Raw genomic sequence first — 16,542 nt, 5'->3', positions numbered from 1 at the left:
TGCCGAGGGCGTTGCCGCCGAGGGCGATGACTACGGAAGGACCGTCACCTTTTGCATAGGGCATAGGGTTTACCTCCTTGCTTGTTTATCGAAAACTATTCTTTACCGTTCGATTCGATGCCGGCCTTCTCATTAGGCTTCGGGAAGCCGCCGATACCTCTCTTCACCAGAAGCAGCTTTCCTAGCACATAGTATGCAAGCGCGCTGAAGATACACACAGCAGTTGTTGCGTTGCAGTACCTGAAGGCGTCATGAGGAATGCACAGGAAGGGATCGAAAATTGCAAGATACAGCACCACCGAAGCTGCGAAAACGCCAATTGCAACCCAGTTGAAGCCACCCCAGAAATAGTACTTGGAGTTCTTGCCGTTGTTGTAAGCGTCGCGAATGGAAATGTGCTTTTTCCTGAACGCGTAGTAGTCAACCAGCTGCATCATTGCGATAGGAGCGCAGCTCATGCTGGAAATACCCAGGATGATATAGAAATTGTCGTACAGCGGCTCAGCCCAAATCATGCCGACGAAAGCAATCAGGGTAATCAAGCCAGTGCACTTGCCCCATGGGATTTTCACAAAGGTCTTCACTTGCTTAATGCCAATACCCAGGTTGTACAACATAACGGAGCATGCAGTAATGTCGGCACAAATCACCAGCAGCAAAGCCGCGGTGCCAAGACCCAGACCGCCCATCGGAATCATCCATGCAGTCGGATCGGAGCTGTTCACCAGCAGAGATGCTGCAACACCCATAACGGTGCCCAGAGTCGCGGCGAAAACCAATCCGATAACGTTTGGCCAGAAAGCCGCCTTCGTGGTCTTGCACAGCTTCGCAACACCACCCATATTCGGCCACCAAGAAAAGCCGGCGCCCATACTGAGCTCGAAGACTACCAGGAAGTTCAGCCACTGGTCCTCAAACGGAGCCAAGGGCTTAGCGGACAGAACGGTATCCCAACCGTAGTTCATGCTGACCACCACGAACAGGAAGATCAAAATGATGACGAAAATAGGTGCTACGAAGTTATTGAGCTTCTTCAAGAGCACAGGGCCCTTCCAGGCGACCATCCAGCAAATCGCGCCGGCAATCACCGAAAGAATGAACATGGGAACACCGGTAGTGATGTCCGTTCCGGTAAACCCAAGCACGATATTGCCAACGGCCTTCGCCACCATCATACAGAGGATAACCAGCCAAGCAATAACGAATATGGACATCAAAATCAGGAATACCTTCGTGCCTTTGCCACCAAGGATGCCTCGCACCGATGTGTATGCGTCGACTCCATATTTTCCCGATATCACCTGCGTCGCAAGCGACATAAGCAATACTGCAACGATGTTGCCGGCAATCGAGCCAACAAGCGCTGTCGGAACGTCTACATATAGCGCCAGACTTCCTCCGGTGATAAAACACCATGCCGCGCACGCAAAACCCGTGATAACTACCGTGTAATCTTTGAAACCATAAGGACGCTCGCTTTTTAGAACAGGCATAGACTCGCTTTGAGCCTCGCTGTTGACATCTGCTTCAGCCATAATGCACCTCCCCTTAGAAATACATGACCGCATACCAGATAACAGGCAACACTCCCAGCACGATAAACATTGCGGCTATCAAAATGTTGTCGGCTTTATCCAGTCCAGGAATGAGCTTTCCCTCGCGTTCTTGCTCTTCGATTTCCGCGATACGCTCGAACAGTTCCCCTTCGTGAGCTTCATCGAAGTTCGTGCTTCCGCTCAGCTCGGACCTGATTTCATCTACGGCACTCATGGACTACTCCCTCCTTCTGTTATCGAAGTTGGCATCCTACGAAGCGAGCACGGCAACCATTACCGCCACCGGCGTTTTCAAAAAGGGTCGTTTCTTTCGCACGGTTCCCCTCTTGCGCTTCGTAATCCAAAAGAGGGCGCAAGTCTTACCTCTAGCAAAAACCTACGCCCTCCGTATTCAGAACCCATTAACCCTGTTAGCAATTAATGCGAATCATGAATTTATGGGTCAGATGCCTATTTGAAAGTGTTTCCAAGCTTTAAGCAGAGGGCTCCTGCTGCGTGATGCAGTGGATGTTGCCACCGCCGTACACAACCTGGCGAGAGTCAACGCCAACGCACTTGAACACGCCTTCGCCCCACGTCTCGTCGTAAATCTTCTGCAAGGTTTCTACGGCAAGAGCATCATTAACGTCGCCGTATTGCGGGATGATGCAACCGTGATTGGTTACCAGGTAATTCATGTAGGAAGCAATCTGCGGCTCGTCCTGCGCGGTACGCGGGTTCACCAGGTCGATGGAATTCGCTTCCTCATCGGACATGAAGCAAGGCTTCTCGGGCATGGGAAGCTTGTAGACCTTCAGCTTGCGACCCTTAGCATCGGTAGCGTTAACCAAAGTGTCGTAGATTTCATGGCACTGACGATAGAACGGATAGTCCGGATCATCGGTCCAGATGCAGGCCACAACGCCAGGAGCGATAAAGGTCGCGCAGTCGTCAATATGACCGTTAGTAACCTCGGGATCGATGCCTTCCTTAACCCAAATAACCTTCTCAACACCCAAGTACTCTTCGAGTTCTTTGGTCATGTAAGCGCGCAGTTCCTCGCTGAAAGGCTCATATTTACGCGGGTACAGCGGCCAATCATCTGCATCAGGCTCATGGGCGACCAGCACAGAAGCGGTACGACCACCGGAAAGCAGGCACGAGTCCGTAACGATAAGGGTACCTTCACCATCAACGGTAATAGAACCGCCCTCGAGAATCACATGGTCGGGACGATACGTGCGAACCCCCACGTAGTCGGCCATTTTACGCGCGATTTTAGCATCCTTGTCCCAGGGGAAGTACAGGCCATCCACCAAGCCACCGTATGCATTGAAGTGCCAGTCAGTAGCAGCCTTGTCGCCCTTGTCATTCACCAAGAACGTGGCGCCGGTATCGCGGAACCAAGCATCGTTGATGCTCATTTCCATAACCGTCACGCGCTCGTTATCCTTGAACACAGCCTTGCAGTTGTCGTAGTCGGCCTCGTTGCAGCACATCACAACGGGAGTGAACTCGGAAATGGCATTCGCGATGCCGGCATAGGTGCGCTGAGCGGGCACGGCGCCGAACGCAAACGTGTCAGGACGGTTCGGCCAGCCCATGAACACGCGGTCTTGCGGGGCGAATTCGGCCGGCATATAGAAGCCATCGGCTTTAGGAGTGGATTCGGATTCGGTAATCTGACGCATTTCAGTACCTCCAATGAGTACGAAGGGCTGCATGATCGCTGCCGACCATGCAGCCCTTTGCGAAATATGATTGTGCCTTGTTCGATTGACGAGAACCGGGCTAGCGTCAACCGAACGACAAAACTTACGCCTTAGAAGTCGTAGTTGTGAATGCGCGGGGTCAGCAGATCTTCGACCTTACCGCGGTAGTAGTTCTCCAGATACTCGCTGGTGTTGCGGCGGAGCGGCCACAGGATGTACACCAGAATACCGCGCTGAGCATACAGACGATTCTCGCCCAGGGGCAGCAGAGCAGACTGCGGGCCATCCCACACTGCGTCAGTCATCTCCCAGTTACGGTTACCGGGCAGGTAGTGCATAACCCAAGCGGACTTCGGGGCATGAGCCATGAGCTCTTCGTTGATCTGGTACTTCGGGTAGAACACCTCAAAGGCTTCCTTCTCGCAAACGCCCATCTTGTGGTAGTTCACGACACCGGTGTAGAAGAAATCGGTTTCGGGAGCGTACTCATAGGGATCCTCGGTGCAGATGATCTCGCCGTTGCCATCCTCGGCAGCCTGAGCGCGGCACTTTGCCAGCAGCTCGTCGGAGGGCCAGAACTTCTTGGGGGCAGCGCAAATCACGCGAATGCCCAAGCGCGGGAACAGGGAGAGATGGTCCATGAACACGCAGTCGAAACCGTCAGCGCCATCGCCCAGCCACATGAAGGTGCAATCAGACAGCTTCTTGCCCTTCGGCTTGCGCTCGATCATCGTGATAAGGTCGGCAATGACCTGCGTGGGATGATGCTGCTCCTGGCTACCAAAGCCATCAGACTGGAACTCGGCGCAGGACATGCCGCTGATAACCGGTACGGTGGAGTTAGCAACAACCTCATCGATGACGCGCTGAGACAAGCTACGAATCATGATGGCGTCGGCCATGGAAGAAATAATAGCCGCAGTCTCCGCGATATCCTCTTGGCCAGAGCCGGCATGCAGAGAGCTGCCGTCGAGGAACATTGCATGGCCGCCAAACTGGGTCATGGCCGTCTCGAAGCTTACGCGGGTACGGGTTGACTGCTGGTCGAACATCATAGCAAGGGAGACGTCCTTAAGCAGGGGCAAGCGAACGCCCTTCTCCTCCATCTCCTTCAGCAGCAGGCAAACATCAAGCAGTTCGTTGATTTGGTCCACGCTCCAGTCGCTCAGACGGTTCATGTCCATGTAATGCTCGTGCTTCATAACCCTCACTCCTTCTTTCTTGCCGTTCGTCTTTCGACGATTCGCTATTGGTTTGAACCCCTCACTTGGGATCCGATGGCTGCCACTTTACGAGCCGCAAGGGATAACCCTCAATCGGCTTGCTGTACCATTTATGAAAAGTGCGTGAAGGGATTAAGCTAGTTATTGCGTACGGGTTAGAAGGGTGCATCTATATAACCTAATAGGGTTATATAGATGCATTGATAGATGGCATGAATGGTTTGAACCGTGAGACCGCTTGCTCTCACCAATACGAATTGCCAATGAGAGGAACTATGCTATTGATGATATTGCGGCGCTTTTTTGCAGGTCAACGTGTGTTTTACTGAGTTGAAAACGAAGAAGTTCGGCCTCGAAGACAAACGTGGAGATATGCTCCCGAGTGCCCACCAAAGCGAAGCCGACAACCTAATGCAGCACGCGTAACTCTTTTGCAAGTCGCAAATCGCCTGAAGCGAGCGCAAGGAGTCTGCCGTAATTTATGGGCGATTTGCTTCCGTATCGCATAATCGACCGCATAGCAAAACCCCCGGAATTGAAGCCACACGGCTTTGGTTCCGGGGGTTTTGCGCTGTTCGCTAGATGCTAGATCAGGCTCACAAGCAGTTCATGGATGCGCAGGTTGTCGTCGAGCTCCGGGTGAAACGAGACGCCCAGCTGATTGCCCGAGCGCACGGCCACGATGCGATCGTCCACACGCGCCAGGACCTCGGCGCCTTCATGCACCTCCTTGATGAACGGAGCGCGGATGAACGTCATCGGGATATCGACGGTTTCGCCATCCGGCACGCCAGGCAAGCCGGCGCAGGGAGCAACGGTGCGGAAGCTTCCCAGTTGGCGGCCGTACGCGTTGCGGCGAACCGTCACCGGCAGCGTTCCGATGGCGCCCGCCGCGGTTGCGCCTGCGGCAACGGGGCCGTTCGGATCGCCGGCGGCGGGAACGCCTTCTTCGACGTTTTGCGCCAGCAAGATCAGGCCCGCGCACGTGCCCAGAACCGGCATGCCGGCAGCCACGCGGGACTTCAACGCGTCGAGCATGCCCAGCTCGCGCAGCATCTTCGCCTGCGCCGTGCTCTCGCCCCCGGGCAGCACCAGGGCATCGTAGGGCTGTTCGACATCGGGCCCCTGGCGAAGCTCGATGCATTCGCAACCCAGCTTCGCCAGCGCGCGCTCATGCTCGACAAACGCCCCCTGAACAGCCAAAACAGCGATTTTCTTAGACATAGGGAAACCCTTCGGTCGCATCAAGCCAAAAGCCACCCGCTTCAAAACCTCGCAGGCGGCGTCAAAGTCAGCGAGGGCCGCTGCGGTGCGTCGTATTGCGCCGAAGCAAGCGGGCATTGGCCTTCGGGCCATGCCCGCGCAGCTGAGGTGCAAGACGGCGTGCCGCAGCGGCCCGCAGCGTCGAGCCGTTTCGTTTTGCCGGAAGGCAAAACGAAACGGCTACTTCCCGCGCTCTGCCATGAGGAGGGCGATCTCGCTCTCGTTGATGCCGACCATGGCCTCGCCCAGGTCCTCGGACAGCTCGGCGATGAGCTTGGCGTCGGCGTAGTTCGCCACGGCCTTCACGATGGCCTGCGCTCGCTTCTCGGGATTGCCGGACTTGAAGATGCCGGAGCCCACGAACACGCCCTCGGCGCCCAGCTGCATCATGAGCGCAGCGTCGGCCGGGGTGGCAACGCCGCCGGCGGCGAAGTTCACGACAGGCAGCTTGCCGTTCTCGTGCACGTATTTCACCAGCTCAACGGGCACCTGCAGCTGCTTGGCGGCCTCGAACAGCTCGTCGGCGCGCAGGTTCTGGATGCGGCGGATCTCGGCGTTCATCATGCGCATATGACGCACGGCCTGCACCACGTCGCCCGTGCCGGGCTCGCCCTTGGTGCGGATCATCGTGGCGCCCTCGGCGATGCGGCGCAGCGCCTCGCCCAGGTCACGGGCGCCGCAGACGAACGGCACGTTGAACTGGGTCTTGTCGATGTGATACGTGTCGTCGGCCGGGGACAGCACCTCGGACTCGTCGATGTAGTCGATGTCGATGGCCTGCAGCACCTGGGCCTCAACGAAGTGGCCGATGCGGCACTTTGCCATAACGGGGATGGAAACGGCCTCCTGGATACCCTTGATCATCTTCGGGTCGCTCATGCGGGACACGCCGCCGGCGGCGCGGATGTCGGCGGGGATGCGCTCGAGCGCCATGACGGCGCAAGCGCCCGCCTGCTCGGCGATGTGCGCCTGCTCGGGCGTGGTGACGTCCATGATGACGCCGCCCTTCAGCATCTGGGCAAGCTGGCGGTTCAGGGCAACGCGCTCTTCGGCGGTTTGAGGCTCGGTCATTTCCTACTCCTTCTCTAAGAATGTGAATGTCCGAAGGTTACGCTTCATCTGGTTATGGTAGTATGCCCAAAACTGTTTCTTTTTATATGACCAGATGTTCCACGTGAAACAATTCGGGAAAGCGGTGACGAACAAGTGTTCTTCTATGATATGGAATCACGCGGTGACCTGGCTCTTTACGAATACCTGTATCGTTGCATCCGTCACGATATCGCGCACGGAAAAGTCGAACCCGGGCAGAAATTGCCGTCGAAACGCGCCTTGGCGAAACAGCTGGGCGTCAGCCTGATCACCATCGAAGCCGCATACGACCAGCTTGTCGTCGAAGGCTACATCCGCTCGCGCGAACGCTGCGGCTACTACGCATGCGACCTCGCGCCCGCCGCCAAGATCGGGGAGCAGGGAAGCGCGCAGCACCGAGCGGAGACAACGAGTGCGGTCGCAAGCGAAGGACGCAAGAACTGCCCCGCAAACCCAAATGGTCTTCAGTCTATTTCGCGAGAGCAGGGGCATCCGGAAGGCTCAACGGCCCTAACGTCCGAAGCCGGCTTCGCCCTGTCGGCCGACGATTCCACCGCACCCCGCACGCAAAACGCCCCGCTCGGCACGCCGTTGCTCGCGGATTTCACGCACAGCACGCTGGCGACCACCATGCTCCCCTACTCCGCTTGGGCAAAAGCCGTTCGGCGGACTCTTTCAGACGAATCGGCGGCATCGCTCGCTGAAGCCGCTTCGGCAGCAGGGTCGCCCGAACTGCGAAGCGCCATCGCCGACCACCTGCGACAGTATCGCGGGATGGACGTGTCGCCCGACCAGGTCGTCATAGGCGCCGGGTCGCAAACGCTGTACCAGCTGCTCGTGCAGCTGCTGGGGCGCACCAGGCGCTACGCGGTGGAAGATCCTGGATATCCCCTGCTCACGCGCATGTACGAGCAGCAAGACGCGCCGGTTGCCCATATCGGGCTGGACGATTCCGGCATCGACATCGATGCGCTGGAAGCCTCCGGCGCATCGGTCGCCCACATCATGCCGTCGCACCAGTTCCCCACCGGGATCGTGACCACGGCCGCCCGACGCCGCGAGCTTTTGAACTGGGCTCGCGAAGGGGATCGCTACCTGATCGAGGACGACTACGACTCGGAGTTCCGCATGGCCGGGCGGCCCATACCCTCGCTGTTCGGCATCGACGCCGCCGAACGCGTGCTGTACCTCAACTCGTTCGCCAAAAGCCTGGGCGCGGCGTTTCGCATGGCGTACCTGGTGCTGCCGCCGCAGCTGGCGCAGCGCTTCCACGAGCAGCTCGGCTTCTATGCCAACACCGTCAGCCCGCTCGACCAGCTGGCGCTGGCGCGCTTCATCGAGCAGGGGCATTACGACCGCCATGTGAACCGCCTGCGCACCCACGCGCGCAAAACGCAGGATGCCCTGGTCAGCGCCTTGCACGAAGCATTCGGCGATCGCATTGCGTTCACCGGGCTCAACGACGGCCTGCATTTCATCATGCAGCTGGAAAGCGCATGTAGCGAACATGAGCTTGCTGCCGCAGCCGAAGCCACCGGCATCCGCATCGCCCCGCTGTCGAGCTTCGCCGGCGCGGCTTCACCAAGCGCGACCCCGACCGACTCCGAGCCGCAGGCAAGCACGGCGAGCCCGGCAGGCGCACCCCGCGCACGTTTCATCCTGCGAAGCGACAGCATCCCAGCTGAGGAAGTCCCCGCCGTCGCACACGCCCTCGCAAGCGCCTGGGCGTAGAGCAGCACCGCAAATGGCCCGCAAATGCCTGGGTCCGATCCCTATGCCACGAAGCGGTCGGACCCAGGCAGCACTGCAAAAGCGCTCGAACAACGTCTCGCAAACCCCCGAGCCCAACCCCAGCGCCGCAAACCACCCCGACAGCGTTTTGCGAAACCGCAAACCCCGCTCAAACGCAAAAAGCGCGAGCCGGGCTTCTCACCCAGCTCGCGCTCGCGCCTCTACCGCAAAGTCAAGTAAACGCTACTCGGCGTCGTAGGACTCCTTGAGCGCCTTCAGCGCCGGCAGGCTGTTCTCGATGGTCTCACGGGCGATGCAGTAGCTCATGCGCACCCAGCCCGGGACGCCGAAGCTGTCGGAGGGAACGATGAGCAGCTCATGCTGCTTCGCGCGGTCGCTGAACGCCTGGGCGTCGGGCTCAAGCGCGCGCACCCACAGGTAGAACGCGCCATCAGGCTGCACGTACTCGTAGCCCATCTCGTCCAGAGCCTCGGTCAGGATGCGGCGGTTGGTGGCATACGCCTCCACATCGGACGGCTCGTCGACGCACGCCGCGGCAACGCGCTGGAACAGCACCGGCGCGCAGATGTAACCATGCGCACGGCCAGCGCCGGCGACGGCGAAGAACACGCGATCGGCCTCTTCGGCGTCCATGGTGTCGGAAACGTACACGTAGCCGACACGCTCGCCCGGCAGGCTGAGCGCCTTGGAGTACGAGTAGCACACCAGCGTGCGGGGATAGATGGTGGGAACGTAGGGAACCTCCACGCCGTAGGTGATCTCGCGATACGGTTCGTCGCTGATCAGGTAGATCGGATGGCCGATCTCGGCGCTCTTCGCCTCCAGCATGGCCGCCAAGGCTTCCAGGTTCTCGCGCGTGTACACCGCGCCCACCGGGTTGTTCGGCGAGTTGATGATGACGGCCGCGGTCTTCTCATTGATAGCGGCGCCCATGGCCTCCACATCAAGCTGGAAGCTGGGGACCTGCGTGGGCACCTCGACGATGGAGCAGCCCATGGTCTCGATCCACACCTTATACTCGGGGAAGTACGGGCTGGGGACGATGACCTCGTCGCCGGCGTTGGTGACGGCGCCCAGGCTGATGGCGATGGATGCGGCGGCGCCAACCGTCATGTACACGCGGCCCGCCTTCGCCGGGATGCCGTAGCGGCGGGCGATGCTGTCGGCGATGGTCTGACGGACGGCGGGGATACCGGCAGCAGGCGAATACGCGTGCAGCTCGACCGGCGGCAGCTTCATGAGCTCCTCGATGGTGTCGGCCACCTTCTGCGGCGCGGGCACGCTGGGGTTGCCGATGGAGTAATCGAACACCTTGTCCTCGCCGATCTCGGCCTTGCGCTTCAAACCGTAGGCGAACAGCTCGCGGATCGCGGAGGGCGCATTTCCCAGGCCATACATTCTTTCGTCGATCATAAGGTGCTCCTTGCGTGCCGGTGCGCATAACGCACGATGATAAGTTCGCCGTCCAGATTAGCACTTTCGCACCGCATTGCCGCCCGCGCGGCAACCAACAAAGTTAGCCGGAGCACGAAAACCGCATTTCGAACAAGCTCGCCGGCAAGGACCGTCCGCGAAAGCGGCGCGCAGCCCACCTGGTCGGAACCCACCGAGCGTCCGCCCAGGCGCCCGCCAAGCATGCCGACCGCCTGCGCCCGCCACTTGAACGCACTCGGCTTCCCCGCCGGGAAACCCTTGGGCAACACCTTGGGCCGAAAGCAAACCGTCACCGCCGGCGGGCGCACATTGCGGTACAATAACCCCAGAACACGGGCGCGTGATCTCGTGGCACACGCTCGAGCCGACCTGAAAACATCCGCGCAGGCGCCCAAGCGCCGCGCACAACGAAAGGGGTTATCATGGCTTTCGGTTACAAGCGCATCTTCGCAGCACTCGACGGCGCATCCACCCAGCGAGCGGTCATGGAGCGCGCCATCGCTCTGGCGGAGGAAGAGCATGCTGAGCTCACGTTCGGCCATGTCATCGACTCCGTGCCCTATGAGGCATCGGGCGTCGACTTCGAGCTTCTGTGCAACGAGGGCAAGATCCGCATCGAGACCGACCTTGCCGACCTGCTGGAGAAGGCCCGTAACAACGCCGACATCCCCTCCGTGCAGCTGATCGTCCGCGCCGGCCGCATCACCGACACGCTGCAGAAGCAGCTCATCGAGCCCACCGAGCCCGACCTGGTCATCTGCGGCGAGCGCGGCCTGAGCAACATCAAGTACGTGTTCGTGGGCAGCGTTTCCACGTACCTCATCCGCAACGTCCGCTGCGACGTGCTGGTGGTCAAGCAGGACTAACCGCGCAAAGCGAACGGCGAAACAAGCAAGAACGTAAAAGCGGGGGCCATCTGCCCCCGCTTTTCATTTCGAGATACGAAGTTACGACGTGACCAGCAAAACAGTGCCGATGACCAGCAGCAGCACGTACGTCAGCCTCAGGAAGCGCTCCTGGCTGATGCGCTTGGCAAGCTTGCCGCCCACCACTGTGGCCAGCACGATGAGAGGGATGCAGCACAGCACCATGATCCACACTTCGTGCGTGAAGTGCCCCTGGTACAGCTGCACGCCGGCGTACAACAAGTTAAGGATGGACCACACCGCCGACAGCGTGGCACGGAACTGCTCCTTGTCCGTGAGCTTCTGCACCGCGTAGATGACCAGCAGCGCGCCGCCGGAAACGAACATGCCCTGGATCAGGCCCGCCGCCACCAGCACGCCCCACAGCGCCCACTCCGGCAGGAACGACTGCTTGCGCTGCACGAGGTTCTTGATGCCGACGGCAAGGATGACCAGGCCGTATATCTTCAACAGCGCATGCAGCGGTACCACGGAGTCAAGCCAAGCGCCCAACGCCACGAACGGCAGCATGACGCCCACGATCTTACCGAGCTCGCGCCAATGGATGCTACGGAAGTTGAGCACGGCAAGCACCGTGCAAGCCAGAAAGCCCGTAGCGTTCAAGATGGACACCGAGCTTTGCAGTCCCAACGTGAGCGTGCCCACCGGCATGCAGAAGATGTTGCCGGCGAACCCGGTGATGGCCTGCACGGTGTAGCCGAACAGGAACACCGCCAGAAATATGACGTTCTTAACCAACAGAGACCCTCGCTCCCGTTATCTTGCAATAGGCCCCGCGAACCGGAATACCCACCTGCTCAGCCGCGCCTTTTGCCGCCTAGCCGCGGCTTCATCGTTATCCATGAAATAGGTTGCAAGTATATTACCAAAATGCCTTTTTGCGGCTAATTGCCTTAGCATGAGGGGAAACATCATCTACCATAGGCAGGTACGCAATCCGAAAGCATAGGGGAACAGTGGCTGGATTCAACATCACCATCGCTGGCGACTCCGCTATCAACTTGGAGTTCGCCAAAACCATATCGCCGCAAACCAGCGGCATGATCCGCGTTGCGGCGCAGACGCTCACCGACGACCCCATCCCCGGGGTCACCGAGCTGGTGCCCACGTTCTGCTCGCTCATGGTCACCTACGACCCGTGCGTCATCGGCTACGACGAGCTGTGCCAGCGCGTGCAGGGCAAGCTGCGCAACCTGGCCGCCGCCGAGACGGGCGTGAAGCGCATCGTGGTCATCCCCGTCTGCTACGGCGGGGAGTTCGGCCCCGACCTGCCCACGGTGGCGCACCATGCCGGCATGTCCGAGCAGGACGTTATCAACCTGCACAGCGCGCACGACTACCTCATCGACATGCTGGGCTTCCTGCCCGGCTTCGCCTACCTGGGCGGCCTGGACCCGCGGCTGCACACGCCGCGCCTTTCCGTCCCCCGCACCGAGATCCCTGCGGGCAGCGTGGGCATCGGCGGCGCGCAGACGGGCATCTACCCGCTGGCAAGCCCCGGAGGCTGGCAGATCATCGGCCGCAGCCCCGTGCGCCCGTACGACCCCGAGCGCGCCCAGCCCATCCTGTACCGCGCAGGCGAGTACCTTCGCTTCCAGCCCATCACGCAGAAGCAGTACGACGCCATCGAGGCGCAGATCGCCGCAGGCGGCTATGAGTGCGACGTTATCGTAGAGGAGGCCTAGCATGGGAGTCACCGCCATCAAACCCGGCATCCTGACCACCGTGCAGGACCGAGGCCGCACCGGTTTCCTGGGCAGCGGCTTCAGCCCGTCGGGCGTCATGGACACCCGCGCGCTGCACACGGCCAACCTGCTGGTCGACAACGACCCCGACGCCCCGGTCCTGGAGTTCTGCCTGGCCGGGCCGACGCTTCGCTTCACCACCAGCACCTACGTCGCCATCACCGGCGGCGATTTCCGTCCCACGCTCGACGGCCGCCCCGCGCCCATGTACACCGCGCTGGCCGTGCACCGCGGCAGCGTGCTGGCCTTCGGCGCCCCGAAGACGGGCATGTACGGCTACCTGGCCATCGCAGGCGGCTCCATCAACGCGCCCGAGGTCATGGGCAGCCGTTCCACCAACCTGAAGTGCGGCATCGGCGGATGGAAGGGCCGCGCGCTCATCACCGGCGACTACCTGCCGTTTTGCGCGCGCAACATCGACTTCATCCCCAACCTGGGCTCGCACACCGTCGACCGTGACGACGATTTCTACGGCTTCGACGACCCCGAGATCACGCTGCGCGTGGTGCCCGGCCCGCAGGAGGACATGTTCACGCAAGACGGCGTGGACACCTTCTACGGCCAGTCCTACACCACCACCAGCCGATGCGACCGCATGGGATTCCGCCTGGACGGCCCGGAGATCGAGACGGCGAACGGCAGCGACATCATCTCGGACGGCATCGCGCTGGGCGCCGTGCAGATCCCCGCCGACGGCCGCCCCATCATCATGCTCTCAGACCGCCAGACCACCGGCGGCTACGCCAAGATCGGCACCGTCTGCAGCGTCGACCTGCCCAAGCTGGTGCAGTGCACGCCGGGCCGCGTCATCCGCTTCGCCCCCGTCACCATCCAGCAGGCGCAGGACCTGTACCGCCAGGAGGCGCGCCGCATGGATGCGCTCGCCAAGATGGTCAAGCGCCCCTGCTACGGCGGCATATCGCCGCGAAGGACGGCGCGAAGGCTGACGCCCATCCTTGAAGCGCAGGCCCGCGCGCACGCGTCCGGCAGCCAGAAGCTGTGGATCGAACTGAGCAAAACCGAGCAACAACGCTTGCAGCCCGCAGAGCAGCCCGCAAGCGAGTCGAACCGATAGGAGCACCCCATGACCACGAACGAAACCAACGGCACCGCCGACGCCACGAAGCAGCGCCGCGAGAACATCCTCGACCTTCTCAGCATCATGGACGAGGGCGACCTGACGGCCCTGCGCTTCAAGGACGGCCAGGTGGAGATCGAGCTCGAGCGCAAGCCCGCCGCCGGCGCGCTGTCCGGCGCCGCCCTGCCCCTCATGGCCGAGCGCGTCGGCCAGCTGCTCAACGCCCGCGAGGACGCCACCGGCGTGGTGGCCGGCGCTGCAAGCGCGCCCGTGGCCGGCGACGACGATGCCAGCGTGGTCCGCAGCCCCATGGTGGGCACGTTCTACGCCGGCCCCAGCCCCGACGAGGACCCGTTCGTGAAGGTGGGCCAGGAGGTGCTGACCGGCCAGACGCTGGCCATCGTGGAGGCCATGAAGATGATGAACGAGATCACGGCCCCCGCGCCGGGCATCATCACCGAGGTGCTGGCAGCCAACGGCACGCAGGTCGAATACGACCAGCCGCTGTTCCGCATCTCCACCAGCGCGAACGCGTAAGGGCAGGCGAGCCCCATGTTCAACAAGATCCTCATAGCCAACCGCGGCGAGATAGCCGTGCGCATCATCCGCGCATGCCGCGCCATGGGCATCAAGACGGTTGCCGTGTACTCCACGGCCGACCGCCACGCGCTGCACACCTACCTGGCCGACGAGGCCGTGTGCATCGGCCCCGCGCCGGCGCGCGATTCGTACCTGAACACCACCGCCATCCTGGCCGCGGCCCAGGGCACGGGCGCCGACGCCATCCATCCCGGCTACGGCTTCCTGTCCGAGAACTCCACGTTCGCCAAGCTGTGCCGCGACAACGACATCGTGTTCATCGGCCCCACGCCCGAGGTCATCGACCGCATGGGCAACAAAAGCCAGGCCCGCCGCACCATGATGGACGCCGGCGTGCCCGTGGTGCCCGGCACGAAGAAGGGCATCCACGACGTGGACGTGGCCCTTGAGCAGGCCCGCACCATCGGCTGGCCCATCATGATCAAGGCGTCGTCGGGCGGCGGCGGCAAGGGCATGCGCGTGTCGGAGAGCGAAGAGGACTTCGCCGACATGTTCAACATCGCCCAGCGCGAAAGCGTCAACGCCTTCGGCGACAACACCATGTACCTGGAGCGCGCCGTGCAGAACCCGCGCCACGTGGAGGTGCAGATCATCGCCGACAACCACGGCAACGTGGTGGCCTTAGGCGAGCGCGACTGTAGCGTGCAGCGCAACCACCAGAAGATGATCGAGGAAAGCCCCAGCCCGCTGCTGGACGCCGACGAGGGCCTGCGCCGCCGCATGATGGACGACGCCGTGAAGGCCGCGCGCGCCGTGGGCTACACGTCCGCCGGCACCATCGAGTTCCTCATGGACGCCGAGCGCAACTACTACTTCATGGAGATGAACACGCGCATCCAGGTGGAGCACTGCGTCACCGAGATGGTCACGCACACCGACCTGGTGGGCGAGATGATCCGCGTGGCGGCCGGCGAGCCGCTGTCGTTTTCCCAGGACGACATCGTGTTGCGCGGGCACGCCATCGAATGCCGCATCAACGCCGAAACGCCCGAGAAGAACTTCATGCCCAGCCCCGGCACCATCTCGCAGATGCACCTGCCCGGCGGCAACGGCGTGCGCGTGGACACCGCGGCCTACGACGGCTTCGAGATCTCGCCGTACTACGACTCCATGATCGCCAAAATCATCGTGCAGGGCCGCAACCGCACCGAGGCCATCGCCAAGATGCGCACCGCGCTCGAGGAGATGGTGGTCGTGGGCGCGAACACCAACCTTGACTTCCAATACGCCATCATGGAGAACGAGACGTTCCGCGCCGGCCTGGCCGACACGGGCTTCATCGAGCAGTTCCTTGCAGGCGAAGTGTAGGGATCGAAGAAAGGAAGCGTTATGGGAATCGAAATGCCGGTACCTGCAAAGCCCGAAGGCGTCGACGCCGACGTGTGGGAGCAGATGCTCCGCGCCACGCCCGCCGAGGCGCGTCATCTGATCCGCGAAGGCAAGTTCGCCGCCCCCACGAGCGGCCTGTGCCCGGGTTACGCGCAGGCGAACCTGATCATCCTGCCGCGCGAGCAGGCCTATGATTTCCTGCTGTTCGCGCAGCGCAACCCCAAGCCCTGCCCCATCCTGGAGGTCACCGAGGTTGGCGAGCGCATGACGCACATCTGCGCGAAGGACTGCGACGTTGCCACCGACTTCCCCGGATACCGCATCTACAAGGACGGCGTCATGGTGGACGAGGTCGACGACGTGGTGGACTACTGGCGCGACGACCTGGTGGCGTTCATCATCGGCTGCTCGTTCAGCTTCGAAAGCGAGCTGATCGAGGCGGGCATCGAGATGCGCCACAACACGCAAGGCCGCAACGTGTCCATGTACCTCACCAACCTGGCGTGCGAACCGGCCGGCTCCATGAGCGGCAACACGGTGGTCAGCATGCGCCCCATCCCCTACGACCAGGTGGTGAAAGCGGTGCAGATCTCCGGCGCCATCCCGAAGGTGCACGGCGCGCCCGTGCACATCGGCGACCCCTCCGTCATCGGCATCAAGGACATCGCCAAGCCCGACTTCGGCGACCCGGTGGACATCAACCCCGGCGAGGTGCCGGTGTTCTGGGCATGCGGCGTCACCCCGCAGTCCATCGTCATGAACAGCAAGCCGCCGTTCGCCATCACGCACGCCCCCGGCTACATGCTGATCACGGACACCAAGAACGTGGACCTGAAGGGCTAGCAGGACAACC

15 protein-coding genes are annotated in these 16,542 nt (G+C 61.4%); 7 read left to right on the top strand and 8 right to left on the bottom strand.

Annotation, left to right across the window (positions count from 1 at the left end; genetic code table 11):
• Positions 1-95 precede the first annotated feature (95 nt).
• From RDW26_RS04330 to pdxS, 6 genes are all read right to left on the bottom strand, one after another.
• Positions 96-1,535, bottom strand: a complete 1,440-nt coding sequence (locus RDW26_RS04330) for a cytosine permease (protein WP_281624168.1) — start codon at positions 1,533-1,535, stop codon at positions 96-98.
• A gap of 13 nt (positions 1,536-1,548) precedes the next feature.
• Positions 1,549-1,770 (bottom strand): hypothetical protein, encoded by a 222-nt coding sequence (locus tag RDW26_RS04325; RefSeq protein ID WP_118349348.1) that lies wholly within the window; start codon positions 1,768-1,770, stop codon positions 1,549-1,551.
• Between the two features lie 259 nt (positions 1,771-2,029).
• Positions 2,030-3,226 (bottom strand): agmatine deiminase family protein, encoded by a 1,197-nt coding sequence (locus RDW26_RS04320; RefSeq protein WP_307982664.1) that lies wholly within the window; start codon positions 3,224-3,226, stop codon positions 2,030-2,032.
• 131 nt (positions 3,227-3,357) lie between these two features.
• Complete coding sequence (locus RDW26_RS04315) at positions 3,358-4,449, bottom strand: ornithine carbamoyltransferase (protein ID WP_118349349.1); 1,092 nt, start codon at positions 4,447-4,449, stop codon at positions 3,358-3,360.
• 606 nt (positions 4,450-5,055) lie between these two features.
• On the bottom strand, positions 5,056-5,694 hold the full coding sequence (pdxT, locus tag RDW26_RS04310) for a pyridoxal 5'-phosphate synthase glutaminase subunit PdxT (protein WP_307982663.1): 639 nt from the start codon (positions 5,692-5,694) through the stop codon (positions 5,056-5,058).
• Positions 5,695-5,913: 219 nt separating this feature from the next.
• Entirely contained in the window at positions 5,914-6,804 is an 891-nt protein-coding gene (gene pdxS / locus RDW26_RS04305; RefSeq protein ID WP_307982662.1) for a pyridoxal 5'-phosphate synthase lyase subunit PdxS, read from the bottom strand.
• Positions 6,805-6,954: 150 nt separating this feature from the next.
• Between pdxS and RDW26_RS04300 the strand changes: the two genes are divergently transcribed.
• Entirely contained in the window at positions 6,955-8,556 is a 1,602-nt protein-coding gene (locus RDW26_RS04300; protein WP_307982661.1) for a PLP-dependent aminotransferase family protein, read from the top strand.
• Between the two features lie 243 nt (positions 8,557-8,799).
• Here the strand turns inward: RDW26_RS04300 and RDW26_RS04295 are convergent, their stop codons facing one another.
• Complete coding sequence (locus RDW26_RS04295) at positions 8,800-9,990, bottom strand: pyridoxal phosphate-dependent aminotransferase (RefSeq protein ID WP_307982660.1); 1,191 nt, start codon at positions 9,988-9,990, stop codon at positions 8,800-8,802.
• Between the two features lie 443 nt (positions 9,991-10,433).
• Here RDW26_RS04295 and RDW26_RS04290 point away from each other — a divergent pair, with 443 nt between their 5' ends.
• On the top strand, positions 10,434-10,877 hold the full coding sequence (locus tag RDW26_RS04290; protein ID WP_114620622.1) for a universal stress protein: 444 nt from the start codon (positions 10,434-10,436) through the stop codon (positions 10,875-10,877).
• A gap of 81 nt (positions 10,878-10,958) precedes the next feature.
• Here RDW26_RS04290 and RDW26_RS04285 read toward each other — a convergent pair whose 3' ends face one another.
• Positions 10,959-11,675 (bottom strand): sulfite exporter TauE/SafE family protein, encoded by a 717-nt coding sequence (locus tag RDW26_RS04285; protein ID WP_307982659.1) that lies wholly within the window; start codon positions 11,673-11,675, stop codon positions 10,959-10,961.
• A 218-nt stretch (positions 11,676-11,893) separates the two neighbouring features.
• Between RDW26_RS04285 and pxpB the strand changes: the two genes are divergently transcribed.
• Genes pxpB through RDW26_RS04260 form a run of 5 tightly spaced genes read left to right on the top strand, consistent with a single transcriptional unit; the run spans position 11,894 to position 16,532 of the window.
• Positions 11,894-12,622 carry a 5-oxoprolinase subunit PxpB gene (pxpB, locus tag RDW26_RS04280; RefSeq protein WP_298629537.1) on the top strand — a complete coding sequence of 243 codons (729 nt, stop codon included), beginning with the start codon at positions 11,894-11,896 and terminating at the stop codon, positions 12,620-12,622.
• Between the two features lies 1 nt (position 12,623).
• Positions 12,624-13,757: a biotin-dependent carboxyltransferase family protein gene (locus tag RDW26_RS04275; RefSeq protein WP_307982658.1), complete on the top strand. Its 1,134-nt coding sequence runs from the start codon at positions 12,624-12,626 to the stop codon at positions 13,755-13,757.
• Positions 13,758-13,766: 9 nt separating this feature from the next.
• Complete coding sequence (gene accB, locus RDW26_RS04270; protein ID WP_307982657.1) at positions 13,767-14,297, top strand: acetyl-CoA carboxylase biotin carboxyl carrier protein; 531 nt, start codon at positions 13,767-13,769, stop codon at positions 14,295-14,297.
• Between the two features lie 15 nt (positions 14,298-14,312).
• Positions 14,313-15,668 (top strand): acetyl-CoA carboxylase biotin carboxylase subunit, encoded by a 1,356-nt coding sequence (accC, locus tag RDW26_RS04265; RefSeq protein ID WP_307982656.1) that lies wholly within the window; start codon positions 14,313-14,315, stop codon positions 15,666-15,668.
• 21 nt (positions 15,669-15,689) lie between these two features.
• Positions 15,690-16,532, top strand: a complete 843-nt coding sequence (locus RDW26_RS04260; RefSeq protein ID WP_298628880.1) for a putative hydro-lyase — start codon at positions 15,690-15,692, stop codon at positions 16,530-16,532.
• The last annotated feature ends 10 nt before the right edge of the window (positions 16,533-16,542 follow it).

The sequence above is a fragment of the uncultured Senegalimassilia sp. genome (assembly GCF_902464545.1).
Lineage (GTDB): Bacteria > Actinomycetota > Coriobacteriia > Coriobacteriales > Eggerthellaceae > Senegalimassilia.
This window is presented reverse-complemented; position numbering and strand designations above follow the sequence as displayed.